Origin of the sequence: Propioniciclava sp., assembly GCF_047602245.1 — a bacterium.
Taxonomy (GTDB): Bacteria; Actinomycetota; Actinomycetes; order Propionibacteriales; family Propionibacteriaceae; genus Propioniciclava.
The window spans coordinates 3,011,998-3,029,262 of the sequence record NZ_JASGHT010000001.1 but is presented as its reverse complement, the minus strand read 5'-3'; the positions used below and the strand labels follow the sequence as shown (position 1 = coordinate 3,029,262).

The 17,265-nt window shown below is 70.2% G+C and carries 15 protein-coding genes and 1 pseudogene; 4 read left to right on the top strand and 12 right to left on the bottom strand.

Annotation, left to right across the window (positions count from 1 at the left end; all coding sequences use genetic code 11):
- The first annotated feature begins 72 nt into the window (after nt 1-72).
- Nucleotides 73-1,416 (top strand): GntP family permease, encoded by a 1,344-nt coding sequence (locus QM708_RS14325; protein ID WP_415109944.1) that lies wholly within the window; start codon nt 73-75, stop codon nt 1,414-1,416.
- Between the two features lie 95 nt (nt 1,417-1,511).
- Here the strand turns inward: QM708_RS14325 and QM708_RS14320 are convergent, their stop codons facing one another.
- From QM708_RS14320 to QM708_RS14310, 3 genes and pseudogenes are all read right to left on the bottom strand, one after another.
- A complete protein-coding gene (locus QM708_RS14320; protein ID WP_415109941.1) occupies nt 1,512-3,017 on the bottom strand; it encodes a hypothetical protein in 1,506 nt (501 codons plus the stop codon).
- Nucleotides 2,969-3,800, bottom strand: a pseudogene (locus QM708_RS14315) (Fpg/Nei family DNA glycosylase). Before QM708_RS14315 ends, QM708_RS14320 begins: the two are co-directional and overlap by 49 nt.
- Nucleotides 3,801-3,835: 35 nt before the next feature.
- Nucleotides 3,836-4,438 (bottom strand): DsbA family protein, encoded by a 603-nt coding sequence (locus tag QM708_RS14310; protein ID WP_415109939.1) that lies wholly within the window; start codon nt 4,436-4,438, stop codon nt 3,836-3,838.
- A 152-nt stretch (nt 4,439-4,590) separates the two neighbouring features.
- Between QM708_RS14310 and pepN the strand changes: the two genes are divergently transcribed.
- Entirely contained in the window at nt 4,591-7,188 is a 2,598-nt protein-coding gene (pepN, locus tag QM708_RS14305; protein ID WP_415109936.1) for an aminopeptidase N, read from the top strand.
- Nucleotides 7,189-7,194: 6 nt separating this feature from the next.
- On the top strand, nt 7,195-8,013 hold the full coding sequence (locus QM708_RS14300; RefSeq protein ID WP_415109933.1) for a Nif3-like dinuclear metal center hexameric protein: 819 nt from the start codon (nt 7,195-7,197) through the stop codon (nt 8,011-8,013).
- Here the strand turns inward: QM708_RS14300 and QM708_RS14295 are convergent.
- The 6 genes from QM708_RS14295 to pyrR all read right to left on the bottom strand — a co-directional run bounded on the left by QM708_RS14295 (nt 7,985) and on the right by pyrR (nt 13,491).
- A complete protein-coding gene (locus QM708_RS14295) occupies nt 7,985-8,584 on the bottom strand; it encodes a DUF4328 domain-containing protein (protein WP_415109930.1) in 600 nt (199 codons plus the stop codon). The genes QM708_RS14300 and QM708_RS14295 overlap by 29 nt on opposite strands.
- Nucleotide 8,585: 1 nt before the next feature.
- Entirely contained in the window at nt 8,586-10,034 is a 1,449-nt protein-coding gene (gene gndA, locus QM708_RS14290) for an NADP-dependent phosphogluconate dehydrogenase (RefSeq protein WP_415109928.1), read from the bottom strand.
- A gap of 65 nt (nt 10,035-10,099) precedes the next feature.
- Nucleotides 10,100-10,735 carry a phosphatase PAP2 family protein gene (locus tag QM708_RS14285; protein ID WP_415109925.1) on the bottom strand — a complete coding sequence of 212 codons (636 nt, stop codon included), beginning with the start codon at nt 10,733-10,735 and terminating at the stop codon, nt 10,100-10,102.
- A gap of 1 nt (nt 10,736) precedes the next feature.
- A complete protein-coding gene (locus QM708_RS14280; protein WP_415109922.1) occupies nt 10,737-12,002 on the bottom strand; it encodes a dihydroorotase in 1,266 nt (421 codons plus the stop codon).
- Nucleotides 11,999-12,937, bottom strand: coding sequence for an aspartate carbamoyltransferase catalytic subunit (locus tag QM708_RS14275; protein ID WP_415109919.1), 939 nt, complete (start codon nt 12,935-12,937; stop codon nt 11,999-12,001). Before QM708_RS14275 ends, QM708_RS14280 begins: the two co-directional genes overlap by 4 nt.
- Nucleotides 12,937-13,491 (bottom strand): bifunctional pyr operon transcriptional regulator/uracil phosphoribosyltransferase PyrR, encoded by a 555-nt coding sequence (pyrR, locus tag QM708_RS14270; RefSeq protein ID WP_415111444.1) that lies wholly within the window; start codon nt 13,489-13,491, stop codon nt 12,937-12,939. Before pyrR ends, QM708_RS14275 begins: the two co-directional genes overlap by 1 nt.
- Nucleotides 13,492-13,555: 64 nt before the next feature.
- Here pyrR and QM708_RS14265 point away from each other — a divergent pair, with 64 nt between their 5' ends.
- Entirely contained in the window at nt 13,556-13,753 is a 198-nt protein-coding gene (locus tag QM708_RS14265) for a hypothetical protein (protein ID WP_415109916.1), read from the top strand.
- 16 nt (nt 13,754-13,769) lie between these two features.
- Here QM708_RS14265 and QM708_RS14260 read toward each other — a convergent pair whose 3' ends face one another.
- From QM708_RS14260 to QM708_RS14250, 3 genes are read right to left on the bottom strand one after another with little or no spacing between them, the layout of a single operon-like run.
- Entirely contained in the window at nt 13,770-14,573 is an 804-nt protein-coding gene (locus QM708_RS14260) for a shikimate dehydrogenase family protein (protein WP_415109913.1), read from the bottom strand.
- Between the two features lie 17 nt (nt 14,574-14,590).
- Nucleotides 14,591-15,451: an acyl-CoA thioesterase gene (locus QM708_RS14255; protein WP_415109910.1), complete on the bottom strand. Its 861-nt coding sequence runs from the start codon at nt 15,449-15,451 to the stop codon at nt 14,591-14,593.
- Nucleotides 15,444-17,258, bottom strand: coding sequence for an AMP-dependent synthetase/ligase (locus QM708_RS14250; protein ID WP_415109907.1), 1,815 nt, complete (start codon nt 17,256-17,258; stop codon nt 15,444-15,446). The genes QM708_RS14255 and QM708_RS14250 overlap by 8 nt, the downstream gene beginning before the upstream one ends.
- Nucleotides 17,259-17,265 lie beyond the last annotated feature (7 nt).

The following is a 17,265-nucleotide window of genomic DNA, read 5'->3' as shown; positions in this document are numbered from 1 at the left end:
CCCGCCGGGCCTGCCCGTCGCACGCTGACATCACGTCACACCGCCGTGACGACACAACGAGGAGCGGCATCCATGATTGCTTTGCACACCGCGATCGCCATCGTCGCGATCATCTTCCTGATCATCAGAATCAAGGTCGACCCGATCATCGCTTTGGTGCTCGGCTGCCTGTACCTGGGCCTGGCTTCGGGTGTCGGCTTCGCCGAGACCGTCGAAGCGATCACCTCCGGTTTCGGCGACATCATGGCCAAGATCGGCCTGCTGATCGGCTTCGGCGTCCTGATGGGGGCGCTGCTGCACCGGATGGGCGCGTTCAAGGTCATGGTGGAGGCGCTGGTGCGGGTCGTGCCCGCCAACCGGCTGCCCTACGCGCTGGCACTGGCGCTCACCACGATCGCGCCGTCCATCTACGTGGACGTGCAGGTGGTGCTGGCCGCGCCGGTCGCACGGTCGTCGGCGAAATTCATCGGACGCCACGGCCTGGCCTGGCTGGCCGGCGCGCTCGGCACCGGCATCTTCGTCGGCTACGTCTTCGTGATTCCCGGCCTGTCGGCGATCTCGACCGCAGGGCTGCTGAACGTGCCGCTGGGCACCTACATGATCTACGGCGTCGTCATCGGCATCATCACCGCCACCGTCACCGTGTGGATCTTCCGCCGGATGCTGAACTGGGGCTGGTGGAAGGCCGACAAGGACGAGGAGCAGTCCGAGGCGCTCGCCGAGGTCGAGGCCGATGAACTGCCCGACGGCGTCCGGCGTCCGTCGCTGGGACTGGCCCTGGCGCCGATCGTGGTGCCGCTGGTGCTGATCGCCTTCGGTGCGCTGGCCGAACTGGCCGGGTTCAGCAATCCGGTGATCGCCTTCTTCGGCGACGCCAACGTGGCATTGTTCCTCGGTCTGCTCGGCGCCTACGTGATGGCACGGCGCTTCGTCGGTGCGGACGCCTCCGCCGACGCGTTCGGCGACGGCCTCAAGACCACCGGTGAGATCCTGCTGGTCACCGGCGTGGGCGGATCCCTCGGTGCGGTGATCAAGGCCACCGGCCTGGCCAAGCTGCTGGGCAGCCTGTTCGCGGTGGACGCCGGCGCGCCGGTGGTGCTGTCGATCCTGCTGGCCTGGTTCATCGCGGCCCTGCTGCACCTGGCGATCGGCTCGGTCTCGGTGGCGGCGATCACCGCCGCGGGCATCATCGCTCCGATCGCCGGCCAGTTGAGCGTGAACCCGGTGATCCTCGCGCTGTCGATCGCCTCAGGTGCCCTGTTCGCGCTGCAGGTCAACTCGAACTTCTTCTGGATGTTCAAGTCGCTGCTCGGCCTGACCACCCAGGGCGCCCTGAAGACGATGACCACGGTCACCTCCATCGCCTCACTGGTCTCACTGCCGCTGGTGATGGTGGCATCACTGATCGCTCGCTGAGCACGTGTTCTAAGAAGTGGTTTGGGGGTTGGGTTCGGACACCCATGCCTGATCGTGCTTGCCGCCCGGTTTCCGCGCCGTCGCCCGGTTTCCGGTCAGGCGCCGATCTCGCTCAGCAGCAACCAGGCCAGGCCGTCGTGTGCGGGGTGCAGGCGCGCGGCGTGGTCGGCGAGCAGCAGGCGCAGGGTCTTCTCCGCCGCGACGGTGGCGGCTTCGCGGCAGGACCATGGCTCGGGGACGAACCGCAGCACGGACGCGGCATAGCCGGCGTCCGCTTCGGGGAGGCCGATCGGGCCGCCGGGCAGGCTGCCGCCGAGCATCCGGATCAGGCGCTGCGCGACGGGTTGCCAGGCGGAGGCGTCCGCGTTGCTGAGCACGGCCGCCTCCAGCCCGGCGACGGGGTCGGCCGGATCAGTGCGGGCGAACACGCCCGTGAGATCCAAAGGCGGGTAGCCGGCGCGCAGGGTGGCCAGCCAGCAGCGGGTCGCCACGATGCCCAGCCCGCGCTGGGAAGGCATCGACTCGACCGCCTCGCAGGCCGCGCCGAGCAGGGCGTCATCGTGGGTTTCGCCGGCGACGATCGCCGCGATGGCGGGGCCGAACACGTCGCCGCGGGCCAGCCAGTCCTCGCGTTCGAGCCAGTCGAGGATGGCGTCCGGGTCGTGTGTCGAGCGGCGGGACAGGGCGCAGGCGATCAGCGCGCCGGTTGCTGACGGCATCGCGGAGGGGCGGGTCGAGGTCAGGGCGGTGCTCAGGTCGGCCAGGAAGAGTTCGAGGTCGGGCACCACCGACACTTGCAGTCGTTGCACGCCGCGGACGCCGTGGATCGCCACCTCGTGATGTCCGGGGTGGCCGGTGAGGTAGGAGGTGGTGTCGTCGGTGCTCAGGCTCAGCCCTGGTCCGGGAACGATGGCCTGGTCGGGCAACTCAAGCACGAAGAACGGCTCATCACGCGAGGTCAGCACCGGGTCGGGCATCCAGCCTGGCAGGACGCCGCGGGCGTCCTCCAGGTCGGCGATCACCGAGAACTCCAGCGTGGTTTGTTGGCGTCCGTAGCCCCGGATCGCCCCGGCCGGATCGGCCAGGTGGAACGCGGCCACCCCGGTGGGCAGCCCGTCGCCGCGCCGGTCGACGGCGGCGTAGAGAGGCGCGCGGCGTCCGGCGCGCAGGAAGCCGCGGCGCATCACCATCAGCAGACAGGGGCCTGAGGCGGGGGCGATCACCCAGAATCCGTCGGTGTCGGAGGTCCACGCCCACCCGCTGGCCCCAGGCGCGAGCGTCACCGCGACGCCGAGCGGCGGCAGCGGTTGCTCGGCGTCGTCGCGGTTGTCGAGGGACAGCACGCTCGACCAGCCGTCGTCGTTCGGGAAGTGGCGCAGGCAGGCCTCCAAAGCGCCGTCCGCTTGGCGCAGCAGGCCGTCGGCCTCGTCGAAGAAGGAGGTCACCCGCTCACCGGCGGGCAGCCCGAAGGCGAACTCGGCCAACGGCGCGCCCTCGGCGGTCACGGCCAGACCCCGTCCGCCGGCGGTCACCCGCCAGCTCACGTCCACCCTCATCGGCGCGCCACCCCCCGCGATCCGGACGGCTGGCAGACCGGGCACCAGTACAGGTTGCGGCCGGCCAGATCGGCCTGCGCGACCGGGGTGCCGCACACATGGCAGGGCAGTCCCGCGCGCCGGTAGACGTAGACCTCGCCGCCGTGGCGGTCCACCCGGGCGTCACGTCCGGTGGCCTCCGGCGAATGCTCGTCGGCGACGGTGTCGATCCGGCCCACCCCGACCGCGGCGTGCATGAGCAGCACCAGGTCTGCCCAGACCGAGTTCGAACACCTCCCGGGGCAGGTCGGCCGCGGGCAGGTAGGGGTCGAGGTGGTGCCGGTAGAGCACCTCGGCGCGGAAGATGTTGCCGACACCGGCGAACGCCTTCTGGTCCATCACGACGGCGGCGATCGGCTTGCGGCTCCGGCTGACCACCCGCCAGGCGCGGGCCGGGTCGGCGTCCGGCCGCAGCGGATCGGGCCCCGAGGACGCGACCACGTCCGCCCGTTGCTCGGGGGTGACCAGGCGGCACCATTGCGGGCCGCGCAGGTCGGCCGCGCGCCGCCCGTCGGCGATGCGCAGCCGCAGCGTGGCCGGATTCGGCGCCGGGAAGGAGTCGGTGAACCAGAACTTGCCGATCAGGCCCAGATGGATCCACACCGTGCCGGGTTCGAAGTCGACCAGCAGGTGCTTGCCGACGGCGTCCGCCCCTTCGAGCACCTGACCGTCCACTACCTGCGCAGCCTCGGCGAACCGGCCCTGCGGCGAGGTGACGTCGACGGCGGTCCCGCCGAAGGACTCCGTCAGCGCGTGCGCCAGGCGATGAATCACGTGTCCTTCGGGCATGACCCGCACTCTACCCAGCCGCGATCACCGCGGCCTCAGCCGAAGATCGGGCCGACGGTGCGGCTGCGCTTGAGCTCGAAGAAGCCGTCGTACGCGGTCACCTTCGCCACCCCGTCGAACAGGGATCCGGCCTCCTCGCCGGTGGGCGCGGGGCTGATCACCGGGCCGAACAGGGCTTTGCCATTGATGTGCAGCACGGGAGTGCCGACATCGTTGCCCACCGGGTCCATGCCCGCGTGGTGGCTGGCCCGCAGTTCGTCGTCGTGGGCGTCGGTGTCGCCGAGATCGGCCAAGGACGCCGGCAACCCGGCATCGGCCAGCGCGGCCTCGATCGTGGCGCGGCCCTGCGGCTCACCTCCGGGGTGCAGGCGGGTGCCGATCGCGGTGTAGAACGCGCGCAGCGCCTCCTGGCCGTGCTCGCGCGCGACGCCGATCGCCACCCGGACGGCCGCCCAGCCGTTGTCCATCGCGGCGCGGTAGTCCTCGGAGAGGTCGCGGCCCTCGTTGAGCACCGAGAGGCTCATCACGTGAAACTCGGTGCGCACGTCGCGCACCTTTTCGACCTCGAGCATCCACCGGGACGTCATCCAGGCCCACGGGCACATGGGATCGAACCAGAAACCAACCGTCTGCGTCATGGCCCCTAGCGTAGCCAGCCCGGCGGGCCCCATGACACAGTGAATTGTTGGCCCCATGACGGCGCGCTCGTCTGGGCCCAGGGACAGCGGACAGGCCTGGCCCGCGGCGGCTAGGGTGGGCGCGTTCGTGGGGGTAACAGACTGGGGGGTCCATGTTCCACGCCAATATCACGCGCGCTGAAGCCGCTGTCCGTAGCGAGCAACTCCGCGTCGAGTCCTACCAGGTACTCGTCGACCTGACCGGACGCGACAGCGCGGGCACGCCGCTGGCCGAGCCAGAGGCGACCTTCGTGTCGACGACCCGGGTCCGGTTCTCGTCGATCGCCTGCGTCACCAACGCCAACCTGATCGCCGAGCAGGTGATCTCGGTCATCCTGGACGGCGGCGCCCTACCGGTGGACGAGGTCTCCGACGGCGAGCACCTGACGCTGCCGCTGAGCGAGGGCGACCACGAGCTGGTGGTCACCGCGGTGATGCGTTTCTCGCGCACCGGCGAGGGACTGCACCGTTTCGTGGATCCCGCCGACGGCCGGGTCTACCTGTACTCGCAGTTCGAGGTGGCGGATGCCCGGCGCATGTTCGCCACGTTCGAACAGCCCGACCTGAAGGCGACCTTCCAGTTCACCGTGCTCGCACCACAAGCCTGGACGGTGTTGTCGAACTCGCCCGCGGTCGCGCCCACCCAGGCCGGCGACGGCGTCCATCGCTGGGAGTTCGCGCCCACCAAGCGGATCTCGACCTACATCACCGCCTTGTGCGCCGGCGAGTTCCACTCGGTGACGGACGCCTACCTGCGCGAGGACGGCACCTCCATCCCGCTGTCGGTGCACGTGCGGGCCTCGCTGGCCGAGCACCTGGACGCCGACCGCATCCTGACCACCACCCAGCGCGGCTTCGCGGTGTTCGAGCGGCACTTCGGCTGCCCGTACCCGTTCGACGACTACGCCCAGGTTTTCGTGCCGGAATTCAACTTCGGCGCGATGGAGAACGCCGGCTGCATCACCTTCCGCGACGAGTACATCTTCCGTAGCCGGCAGACCCGATCTGCTTACGAGAGCCGCGACAACACGATCCTGCACGAGATGGCGCACATGTGGTTCGGCGATCTCGTCACGATGACCTGGTGGGACGATCTGTGGCTCAACGAGTCGTTCGCCGAATGGGCCAGCCACTTCGCCCAGGAACAGATCCGTGCCGAGTACGCAGACCGGGCCAATCCGTGGGCGACCTTCTGCAACAGCCGCAAGACGTGGGCCTACCGGCAGGATCAGCTGCCCTCGACGCACCCGATCGCCGCCGACATGGTCGACCTGGAGGCGGTCGAGCTCAACTTCGACGGCATCACCTATGCCAAGGGCGCCTCGGCGCTGCGGCAGCTGGTCGCCTTCGTCGGCCAGGACGCCTTCCTCGCCGGGGTGCGCGCCTATTTCGCCGAGCACGCTTTCGGCAACACCCGCCTGCCTGACCTGCTGGTCCACCTCGAGAACGCCTCTGGCCGGGATCTGTCGTTCTTCACCAGCCAGTGGCTGCAGACGGCCGGGGTGAACACGCTCAGCGCCGAGTTCGAGACGACGCTCGGCGCCGGCGGGGAGGAGTTCGCCTCGTTCGCCATCCGCCAGGCCGCCACCCCGGACTGGCCCACGCTGCGCCGGCACCGGATCGCGGTCGGCCTCTACGATCTGGCCGGCGATAAGCTGACCCGCCGGGATCGCGTCGAGTTCGACATCGACGGCCCGCTCACCCAGGTGCCGGCGCTGGTGGGGGTGCGGCGTCCGGATCTGCTGCTGCTCAACGACGACGACCTCAGCTACGCCAAAATCCGGCTCGATGAGCGCTCGCTCGCCACGCTGGTCGGCTCGGTGCACCTGCTGGACGACGAGCTGGCGCGCGCGCTGGCCTGGGGGGCGACCTGGGATCTCACCCGCGACGGCGAGATGCCCGCAGCCGACTATGTCGATCTGGTGCTGCGCGGTGTCGGCGTCGAGAGCGACCTGACCGCGGTGAACGCCCTGCTCGCCCAGGCCCGCGCGGCGATCGACCACTACTCCCCGCGCACGGCCCGCCGCGCGCTTGCCGACCGCTTCACCGCCGGCCTGGCCCGGCTGCTGAAGGCCGCCGAACCGGGATCGGATCATCAGCTCGCGCTGGCGCGCGCGCTGTCGTCGTCGATCAACGACGAGATCGGCGCGGCGGTGCTGCAGGCGTGGCTGGATGGCGAGGAGGTGCCCGAGGGCCTGAGCGTGGACACCGATCTGCGCTGGCGGCTGCTCACCGATCTGGCCCGCGTCGGCGCCATCGGCGAGGCGGCCATCGCGGCCGAAGCTGAGCGCGACAAGACGGCGACCGGTGCCGAGAAGGCGGCCGGTGCCCGGGCCGCGCTCAAGGACGCCGCCGCCAAGGCCGACGCCTGGGCGGCAGCCACGCAGCGCGACACCCCGAACGAGACCCACTTCCAGATCTGCGCCCAGTTCTGGCAGTTCGATCAGGACGAGGTGCTCGCGCCCTACGCCGACGCCTATCTCGAGGTCGTGGATGCGATCGCCGAGCGGCGCGGCCCGTGGGCGTCCGCATCGACCACGATCCGGCAACACGTGCTGGGGTTGCTGTTCCCCCGTCCGCTGGCCGATGCCGCGTTCCTGCGCAAGCTGGACGCCTTCCTGGCAGACCGGGAACTGCCCGACTCGGTGCGGCGGCTGGTGATCGAGCGGCGCGACGACGCCGTCCGGGCCCTAGCCAACCAGGAGCGCTGAGCAGCGATGGGCGTCAGAGTCGCCACCCTCGCCGGCTGGTTCGAGGACGCCTATCCCCCGGGCCTGGCCGAGGGATGGGACCAGGTCGGATTGTCGGTCGGTGACCCGGACGCGTCCGTCGACCGGGTGCTGTTCGCGGTCGACGTGACCGACGCCGTGGTCGCCGAGGCGATCGCGGCGGGCGCCCAGTTGATCGTCAGCCATCACCCGCTGCTGCTGCGCGGCGTCCACGCGGTGCGCACCGACCAGCCCAAGGGCCGAGTGGTCGCCACCTTGCTGCGGGCCGGGATCAGCGTGTTCAGCGCGCACACCAACGCGGACGCCGCCGCCGACGGGGTCGCGGACGCCCTCGCCGACGCGTGCGGGCTGGTCGATCGGCGCCCGCTGGTGCCATCAGCCAGCGAGCCCGCGCTCGGCCTGGGCCGGATCGGGCGCCTGCCCGAGCCGATCACCGCGGACGCCTTCGCGCGCCGCCTGGCGGCGTCCGTGCCGGGCACGGCGGGCGGGGTGAAGCTGGGCGGGGATCCCGGCCGGCTGCTGAGCACGGTCGCCGTGCTCGGCGGCGCCGGAGACTCGCTGCTCGATACCGCCCGGGCCGCGGAGGTCGACTGCTATGTGACCGGCGACCTGCGCCACCATCCGGCACAGGATTTCCTGGCGCATGCGGACGCCCCCGCGCTGGTCGACGTGCCGCACTGGGCAGCCGAATGGCTGTGGCTGCCGCGCGCCGAAGCCTATCTGCGGCGCACGGCGTCCGCGGCGGGGGTTGATCTGGCGACGTCGGTCTCGACGCTGGTCACCGATCCGTGGGTCGCCCGCTACTGAGCCGCCTGAGCAGCGCGAACGCCAGCGGCGCCGCGACGGCGAGCAGGACGCCGCCGGCCACCATCAGCCACACCGCGATGCCGGGGTACATCAGCGACACGGTCCGGCCTGCCGCCGAGAGCGGCGCGCCGAGCACCCACGCCAGCCACCAGGCGATCATCCAGCGCGGCCGGGGCGCACCGGCGCAACGGAACAGGTCGGCGAGGTTGCGGTAGGGCAGCCACCAGGCGCCCACCGGGATCAGCCACGACCACACGTGCCACCACGGGGTGTGCCGCGGCGTGCCCGGCGGGTAGGCGCGCACGGCGCGGAACTGCCAGATCACCCAGACCAGCCCGGCGATCAGCAACGACACCTCGGTGCCGATGACCAGGCCGTTGTAGGCGTCGTCGGTCAGCCACGCGGGCGGCTCACCGAGCCGCCACGCGCTGGCGCCGGTCGCGACCAGCGCCACCAGGGCGTGCAGGCAGGCCAGGACGCCGGCCGCGGTGCTCAGCCCCCGCAGGCGGACGGGTGCGGGCGCCGGCCATTCCGAGGCCCGCGCCGCCTGCGGGAGCGAGGTGGCGGTCATCTCAGTGCGCGTCGACGGCCTCGACCTCGGAGCGGTCGCCGCTCCACAGCGTGTGGAAGGTGCCCTCCTTGTCGACCCGCTGGTAGGTGTGCGCGCCGAAGAAGTCGCGCATGCCCTGGGTGAGCGCGGCGTTGGTGCGCTCGGCGCGGACCAGGTCGTAGTACGACAGCGCCGACGCGAAGCCCGGGATCGGCACCCCGGCCTCGGCGGCGCGCGCCACCACCCGGCGCCAGGATCCCTGCGCGTCAGCGAGACCGGCGGCGATCGACGGGGCCTCCAGCAGCGTCTCCAGGTTGCCGGCCGCGTACTCATTGGAGATGCGGTCCAGCAGCTTGGCGCGGATGATGCAGCCCGCGCGCCAGATGCGCGCCACCGCGGCCACGTCGATGTCCCAGCCGTAGTCCTGGCCGGCGACCTTGATCAGGTGCAGGCCCTGGGCGTAGGCGACCACCTTCGCGCACCACAGCGCCTGGCGGACGTCCTCCACGAACGCCTCGCGATCATCGACCTGGACGCCGCCGCTCGGCCCGGTCAGCGCGGCGCGGGCCGCCTGGCGCAGTTCGGGGCTCGAAGACGCGGCGCGCGCGTAGACGGCCTCGGCGATGGCCGCGGCGGGAACGCCGAGGTTCAGCGTCTCCTGCACCGTCCAGGTGCCGGTGCCCTTCATGCCCGCGGCGTCCACCACCACGTCGACCAGCGGCTTGCCGGTCTCGGCGTCGATCTGGCGCAGCACCTCGGAGGTGATCTCGATCAGGTAGGAGTCCAGATCGCCGGTGTTCCACTGCGCGAACACGTCCGCGGCTTCGGATGCCGACAGCCCGACGCCCTTGAGCAGGTCGTAGGCCTCGCCGATGAACTGCATGTCGGCGTACTCGATGCCGTTGTGCACCATCTTCACGAAGTGGCCGGCACCGTCGGTGCCGATCCAGGTGCAGCACGGCTCGCCCTGATAGGACGCCGCCACGGCCTCCAGCATCGGGCCGACGTGGGTGTAGGACTCCTTCGGGCCGCCCGGCATCATCGCGGGGCCCTTCAGGGCGCCCTCCTCACCGCCGGAGATGCCACAGCCGATGAAGTTGAAGCCCTGGGCCGAAAGCTCCTTCTCGCGCCGGCGGGTGTCGGGGAAGTAGGTGTTGCCGCCGTCGATGATGATGTCGCCGGCGTCCAGATGCGGCGTCAGGGTCGCGATGGTGGCGTCGGTGGCCGGGCCGGCCTTGACCATCATGATGATCCGGCGCGGCTTCTCCAGCGAGTCGACGAACTCCTCGACCGTCTCCGAGCCGATGAACTCGGCCTCGGGGTGCGCCTGGAGCACCGCGGCGGTCTTGGCGTAGCTGCGGTTGAAGATCGCGGTGCGGAAACCCTTGCTGGCGAAGTTGCGGGCCAGATTCGAGCCCATGACGGCCATGCCGACGACCCCGATCTGTGCGGTGCCGGTCTTGTCGCTCATCGTGTGATGTTCCTTCCGTACGGGATGGATGACGCCGCCGTCGGCGGTTGTGCGCCTATCTTGCCCTACCCCGCCGACAGTCCCCGGCGGTCCCATACGCGCACCACGAGCCGCCAGGCCACCCACACGACCACGAACAGCGCGGCCGCACCGAAGGCGTCCAGGATCGAATGCTGTTTCAGGAAGCAGGTCGAGCCCGCGATCAGCACCACCAGCACCCAGGAGGTCGCCACCACCCAGCGTCGCGTCACGTAACGGCTGGTGGCCAGGCAGAACGCGACCACGATCGAGGTGTACACGTGCAGGCTGGGGAACACGTTCGAGGGGTCGTCGAAGCCTTGCAGACCCTCGACGATGGTGGTGAACACGCCCTGATCGGGGTAGCTGTCGGGCCGCAGCGACTGGGTGGTGGGCCACAGCGTGTACCCGATCAGGCAGGCGGTCATGCCGGTGATTAGCAGGAACGCCAGCCGCGGGATCTCCGCGCCGCGCCGCCAGTCGATCACGTACAGCCAGGCGATGAAACCGAGCAGGTACGGGAACCAGGCCAGGTAGGCCAGGATCCAGCGGGCGTCGAAGCCGAACAGCGCATCCAGCGGCGAGGAGACGTCGATCATCGAGGAGGCCGGGCGTCCCTCGAGTGCGAAATACCACCCGAGGAACACCGGCAGATACAGCAGTGGCGCGAGCCTCTTCAGCACGTCAGCGGCGATGGGTGATGCGGCCGGCCCACACGGTCAACTCGACCGGGTCGGGCAGGTCGAGGCCGTGGTAGGGGTTGTTGCGCGACTTGGACGCCGAGCGGCTCTTGTCGACGGTCTCCCGCCGGCTCGGGTCGACCAGCACCAGATGCGCCGGCTCGCCCACCGCGAGCGGGCGCCCTTGGTGCGCGAGGCGTCCGATCCGCGCGGGCGCGACCGACATCCGGTCGGCCAGGCCGGCCCAGTCGAGGCGTCCGGTGTTCACCATGACCTCCATCACCACGGCGAGCGCCTGCTCCAGGCCGAGCATGCCGGGTGCGGCGACATCGAAGGGATGGTCCTTGTCCTGCACGGTGTGCGGGGCGTGGTCGGTGCCCACGATGTCGATGGTGCCGTCGGCCAGCGCCGCGCGTAGGGCTTCGAGATGCTCCGAGGTGCGCAGCGGCGGGTTGACCTTGTAGGTGGTGTCGAAGCTCTCCACATGCGGGGTGTCCAGCAGCAGGTGGTGCGGGGTGACCTCGGCGGTCACCTGCGCCTTACCGCGGGCCTTCGCCCAGCGGATCACGTCCACGCTCTCGGCGGTCGAGATGTGGCAGGCGTGGTAGCGGCCGCCGGTGAACTCGGCCAGTTGCACGTCGCGGGCGATGATCGTCGACTCCGCCACGGCCGGCCAGCCGGGCAGGCCGAGGCGTCCGGAGATCTCGGATTCGTGGCAGCAGGCGCCCGGCCCGGCCAGACGCGGATCCTGGGCGTGCTGGGCGACGACGCCGTCGAACGGCTTGAGGTAGGTGAGCGCGCGGCGCATGATCAGCGAATCGTGCACGCAGGCACCGTCGTCGGAGAACACCCGCACGCCTTGGGCCGCCATCAGCCCGAGTTCGGCGAGTTCGGTGCCCTCGCGGCCCTTGGTGACCGCACCGATCGGGACCACCTCGCAGTGGCCGTCGCGGCGTCCGAGATCGGCGACATAGGCGGCCGCCTCGGCGGTGTCGGTGGCCGGGTCGAGGTTCGGCATCGCGAAGACGGCGGTGAAGCCGCCGCGCGCAGCGGCCAGGGTGCCGGAGGCCACCGTCTCAGCGTCCTCCTTGCCCGGTTCGCGCAGGTGCGTGTGCAGGTCGACCAGGCCGGGCAAGGCGAGCAGGCCGGAGCCGTCGATGCGCTCCGCGCCCGCGGGGGCGTCGGTGACCTCGACGAAACGGCCGCCGTCGATCGCGAGATCGCGCACGCCGCCGTCGGCCAGCGTCACACCGGTGATGACCAGACTCATCGGGCTCCTCCCTCTCCACCCAGCAGGTGGTACAGCACACTCATGCGGACAGCGACGCCCGCGGACACCTGATCGAGGACGCGCGAGTTAGCGGCGTCGGCGGCCTCGGAGGAGATCTCCACGCCGCGGTTCATCGGGCCGGGGTGCATGATCGCGGCCTCCGGCTTGAGCAGGCCGAGCCGCTCGGCGGTCAGGCCGTAGCCGGCCGAATATTCGCGGGCGGTCGGGAAGAACCCGCCCGACATCCGCTCGCGCTGGACTCGCAGCATCATCACGATGTCGGCCCGGGGCAGCACGGCGTCCAGGTCGTGGCTGACGGCCACCCCCCACTGCTCCACACCGGTGGGCAGCAGGGTCGGCGGCGCGACCAAGGTGACCTGCCCGCCGAGCGTGCGCTGCAGCAGCACGTTCGAGCGGACCACCCGGCTGTGCAGCAGGTCGCCGACGATGGCGATCCGCTTGCCCTCGAATCCTTCCCGGACGCGCGCCTGGCGGAAATGCTGGCGCATCGCGTACGCGTCCAGCAGCGCCTGGGTGGGGTGCTCGTGCTGGCCGTCGCCGGCGTTGACGACGGACGCCTTCACCCAGTTCGCCGCCTGCGCGACCGCGCCCGAGGAACCGTGCCGGATGACGAAGCAGTCCACGCCCATCGAGTCGAGGGTCAGCATGGTGTCGCGCAGCGACTCCCCCTTCGACACCGAGGAGCCCTTGGCGGACACGTTGATCGTGTCGGCGCTCATCCATTTGCCGGCAATCTCGAAGCTCGTGCGGGTGCGCGTCGAATCCTCGAAGAACATGTTGATGATGGTGCGTCCGCGCAGGGCGGGCAGCTTCTTGATCGGGCGGCGCTGCACCTCGTGCATCTCCTCGGCCATGTCGAGGATGGACAGCGCCTCACGGCGCGACAGGTCCGCCGCGCTGAGCAGGTGACGCATCAGGCCCCCTTCTGGTGGCCGAGGGTGATCAGGTCTTCGCCGTCGATCTCGGTGAGCGCGACGCGCACGTGCTCGGTGGAGCTGGTCGGCAGGTCCTTGCCGACATGGTCGGCCTGGATCGGCAGTTCGCGGTGCCCACGGTCGATCAGCACCGCCAGGCGGACGACCCGCGGCCGCCCGAGGTCGGACAGGGCGTCCATGGCGGCGGCGATGGTGCGCCCGGAGCAGAGCACGTCGTCGACGAGCACGACGGTCTTGTCGTCCAGCGCCACCGGGATGCGCGTGCGCCCCACCGCGCGAGTCGGCTGGCTGCGCAGGTCGTCGCGGTACATGGTGATGTCGAGTTCGCCCACCGGCACCTCGACACCCTCGGACTCGGCGATCAACGCGCCCAGCCGCGCCGCAAGCGGGACGCCGCGGGTCTGGATGCCCAGCAGGACGAGGCCCTCGGGGCCTCGATTGGACTCCAAGACCTGATGGGCGATCCGTTTCAATGCCCGACCCATGTCGTTGCCGTCCCAGATCACTCGGGCCGTCGATTCTGCGCTCACCAGGGTTGCTCCTTCGCCGCTGTCCCGGGCAGTCAATCTACCCGACTCGTCCGCTAGCATTCGGGACATGTCGCATCTCGCCTTGATTCCCCTCCTCGAAAGCCTGCCCGGGTGGCCGCAGGAGGCCGAACCGGCCGTCCTGGACATCCTCGTCGTCATCCTGGGCATCCCGCTCGGCATCACCGCCGTGATCACGGTGCTGTTCATGGGGCCGCATTGGCTGCGCCGCTCCCAGGGCAAGAGCGCCGAACTCGAACGCGCCTGAGTCCGGCAGGCCGCCCTCAGGACTTGCCGAGGGCGGCGTAGCAGGCCTCCAGCAGCGGCTCGGGCGGACAATGGTGACCCGTCATGAGCCGGATCTGGTCGAGCGCCTGCCCGACCAGCAGGTCGATGCCCGACAGCTGAACGATGCCCGCCTCGCGGGCGGCCACGTCCAGGCGGGTCGGGTAATAGTTGTAGGTGGCGTCGAAACACGTGTTCGTCATCGCCGCGATTCCCGCGGCCACCTCCGGCTGCAGGGGGGCCGACACGGTCGCGATCACGATGTCGACGGATTCGGCGTCCGGCACCTCGCCGTAGACCCCCAGTTCGTAACGGACGCCCAACGCGTCGGTGAGCGCATCCAGGCTGGCGCGGGCCTTCTCGGGGGAACGCACCAGCACCAGTAGGTCACGGACGCCGAGTTCGGCCAGCGCGTACACCGCCGACCGCGCGGTGGCGCCGTTCCCGAGCAGGATGGCACGGTTGGCGCTGGTGACGCCGGCGCGGCCGAGCGCCCCGGTAAGGCCGGTGACATCGGTGTTCTCGACCTGCGGAGCCCCCCCGGGGTTGAAGATCAGGGTGTTGCCGGACTCCAGCATCCGGGCGCGCTGCGACGGCTCGCCGAGGGTGAGCAGCACGCTCTTCAGCGGGGCGGTGCAGGACAGGCCGACCCACTCGGGCCCGCAAGAGGCCACGAACGCAGCCAGTTCATCCTCTTCGACCTGGTAGCGGCCGTAGTGCCAGTCGTCGGCGATGCCCAGCACGTCATAGGCGCGCCGATGAATTACGGGGCTGAGCGAGTGCGCGATCGGAGACCCGAGCACGGCGCAACGATGAAGTCTCACCGGTTCCCTTTCTTCGGTTCTGCCGGCCAGCGCCGGTACAGGTCGCGCACGGCGCCGGGCAGCGGTTGCGGACGCCCCGCGGCGTCCGCGTGCACCAGCACGGTGACCGCGCGCGCCAGGGTGCGCCCAGCCGAGGAGTCTACGATGCGCGCGGCCAGCGTGAGTGAGGTCCGCCCGAGCGCAGCCACCGACGTCTGCACCTGGTACGGCTCGAGCCGATGCTCGATCTGCCCGATGTAGCGCATGTCCTGGCGCACGACCAGCCACGCGCTGCCGCGCGACGGGGCCCCCAGCATTCCCACCCGCGCCTCGCCGACATAGTCGTAGAAGCGGGTGTTGTTGGCGTGACCGTAGGCGTCCAGGTCGGACCAGCGCACCACCAGCGGGTGCGCATAATGACGCCCGGACACCTGATAGTCGCCGACGTCACGCAACGGGTCCAGCGGGACGGAACGCTCGGTGAACCAGCGGCGTTCGGCGTCCGCCATGCGCGCGGGGCGCTGCGTGGCGAAGTCGAAATTGCACAGCAGCGTGCGAGCCCGGGCGACGCGCTCACCGGCGGCGTACACCTCGTAGCCGACGGTGAACTGCGCGGCACGGACATCACCCACGCTCAAGCCGACCTCGACCTCTCCGACGCCGCCGCGGATGGGCGCCAGGTACTCGACCTGATGCTCGACCACGATGATGCCGCCGCCGAGCAGGTGCGCGTTCGGGCCGCGGAGCAGGAAGTCGACGCGCGCCTCCTGGAGGTAGTCGAGGATGACCGCATCGTTGGCCCACCGCTGGGGCAGGCTGTCCTGTGCGTCGAGATCGGCCCAGCGCACCGGCACGCGCACGAGGTGAAGCTCAGTCATCGTCCTCGGTGTCGTAGAGCGAGTCGACCACGTCGGCGTACCGTCGGGTGACGACACTGCGGCGCAGCTTCATGTTGGCGGTCAGGCCACCGTCCTCCACCGTCAACTCGTGGTCGAGGATCGCGTACCGCTTCACCGTCTCCCAACGTTCCAGCTTGCCGTTGGCCCGCTTCATGAAGCGGTCGACCGAGGCACGCATCTCGGGCAGCTGGGTGAGTTCGGCGTAGCTGAGATCCTCCTTGCCGTGACGCTTGGCCCAGTTCTCGACCGCCGCCGGATCGAGGGTGATCAGCGCCGAGATGTACTTGCGTCCATCGCCGACCGCGATCACCTGGGATGCGTAGGGAATGTTCGCCGCCAGGGTGCCCTCGACCTTCTGCGGGGCGACGTACTTGCCGCCCGAGGTCTTCATCAGGTCCTTCTTGCGGTCGGTGATCCGCAGGTAGCCGTCGGCGTCCAGTTCGCCGATGTCGCCGGTGTGGAACCAGCCGTCGATGAGCACCTCGGCGGTCTGCTCGGGATCCTTGTGGTAGCCGCGCATGATGCCCGGCCCCTTGATCAGCACCTCGCCGTCGGCGGCGATCCGGATCTCGGTTCCCGGCAGCGCGGGGCCGACCGTGCCGAAGCGCGGCGTGACCGGCGGGTTCACCGTGGCGACGGCCGAGGTCTCGGTGGAACCGTAGCCCTCGACGATCACGATGCCGGCGGAGTAGAACCACTCCTGCACCTGGGGGCTCAGCTTGGCCGAGCCGGACACCATGAACTCGATCTTGCCGCCCATCCGGGCCTGCAGCTTGGAGAAGACCAGTTTGTTGGCGAGCGCGTACTGGACCGCGAGCAGCTTCGGCATCGGCTTGCCGGCCAGGCGGTACGGGTTCGATTCGCGGCCGACCGCGAACGCCCAGCGCGCGATCTTGAACTTCACCCCGCTGGCCGAGTTCGCCTTCACCGCGTTGCGCACCTTCTCGAAGATGCGGGGGGCGCCGCACATGAACGCCGGATTGGTCGCCCCCAGGCCGGGGACGATGCGGTCGAGGCGTCCGTCGATGACCGAGCCGAAGCCGATCTGCAGCTGGATCATCGACACCGCCTTGCCGAACACGTGCGACAGCGGCAGCCAGAAGTACTGCAGCGAGCCGGCGCCGATGATGTTGAGCGAGTCGACGCCCACGCCCTCATAGGTCCAGTTGCCGTGGGTCAGTTCGACGCCCTTGGGCAGGCCGGTGGTGCCGGAGGTGTAGATCAGGGTCGCCAGTGAGTCGGATGTCGTGGCCGCAACCGCGTCGTCCATCGCAGTGGGATGCTCGGCGAGATGGGCGCGCCCGCGCGCACGCAGATCGGCGACACTGAGGGCGCCGTCGAGCTGGCCGTCGAACAAGATGATCTGCCGGATCTGGCCCTCGGGCACCAGCGCGCGCAGCTTCTCGACCTGTGCGACGTTCTCGGCCACGAAATAACGCGAGTCGGAATGGGTGACGATGTGCGCGAACTCGGGGCCTTGGGTGTTGGGGTAGACCGTCGTCGTCGCCCCGCCTGCGCAGTTGATCGCCAGGTCCATCAGCACCCACTCGATCCGGGTGTTGGACGCGATCGCGACACGGTCCTCGGGCTGCAGGCCAAGGGAGAGCAGGCCCGCACCGAGCTCCCACACCTGCTGGCGGGTCCGCGTCCAGGTCAGGCTCACCCAGTTCTCCTGGGCGTCCGGGTAGCGGAACGCCTCGAGATCGGGCGTCTTCGACACCCGCAGGTTGAACATCGCTCCGACCGTCGGCGGCCGATTGTCGAGCAGGGTCTGGATGTCGGTCATCGTTGAT

Bases quoted from the DNA above. Each gene is read 5' to 3' on its own strand.
- QM708_RS14325 (WP_415109944.1), top strand. From the start codon at position 73: ATGATTGCTTTGCACACCGCGATCGCCATCGTCGCGATCATCTTCCTG.
- QM708_RS14310 (WP_415109939.1), bottom strand. From the start codon at position 4,438: ATGACGCAGACGGTTGGTTTCTGGTTCGATCCCATGTGCCCGTGGGCC.
- pepN (WP_415109936.1), top strand. From the start codon at position 4,591: ATGTTCCACGCCAATATCACGCGCGCTGAAGCCGCTGTCCGTAGCGAG.
- QM708_RS14300 (WP_415109933.1), top strand. From the start codon at position 7,195: ATGGGCGTCAGAGTCGCCACCCTCGCCGGCTGGTTCGAGGACGCCTAT.
- QM708_RS14295 (WP_415109930.1), bottom strand. From the start codon at position 8,584: ATGACCGCCACCTCGCTCCCGCAGGCGGCGCGGGCCTCGGAATGGCCG.
- gndA (WP_415109928.1), bottom strand. From the start codon at position 10,034: ATGAGCGACAAGACCGGCACCGCACAGATCGGGGTCGTCGGCATGGCC.
- QM708_RS14280 (WP_415109922.1), bottom strand. From the start codon at position 12,002: ATGAGTCTGGTCATCACCGGTGTGACGCTGGCCGACGGCGGCGTGCGC.
- QM708_RS14275 (WP_415109919.1), bottom strand. From the start codon at position 12,937: ATGCGTCACCTGCTCAGCGCGGCGGACCTGTCGCGCCGTGAGGCGCTG.
- QM708_RS14265 (WP_415109916.1), top strand. From the start codon at position 13,556: ATGTCGCATCTCGCCTTGATTCCCCTCCTCGAAAGCCTGCCCGGGTGG.
- QM708_RS14255 (WP_415109910.1), bottom strand. From the start codon at position 15,451: ATGACTGAGCTTCACCTCGTGCGCGTGCCGGTGCGCTGGGCCGATCTC.
- QM708_RS14250 (WP_415109907.1), bottom strand. From the start codon at position 17,258: ATGACCGACATCCAGACCCTGCTCGACAATCGGCCGCCGACGGTCGGA.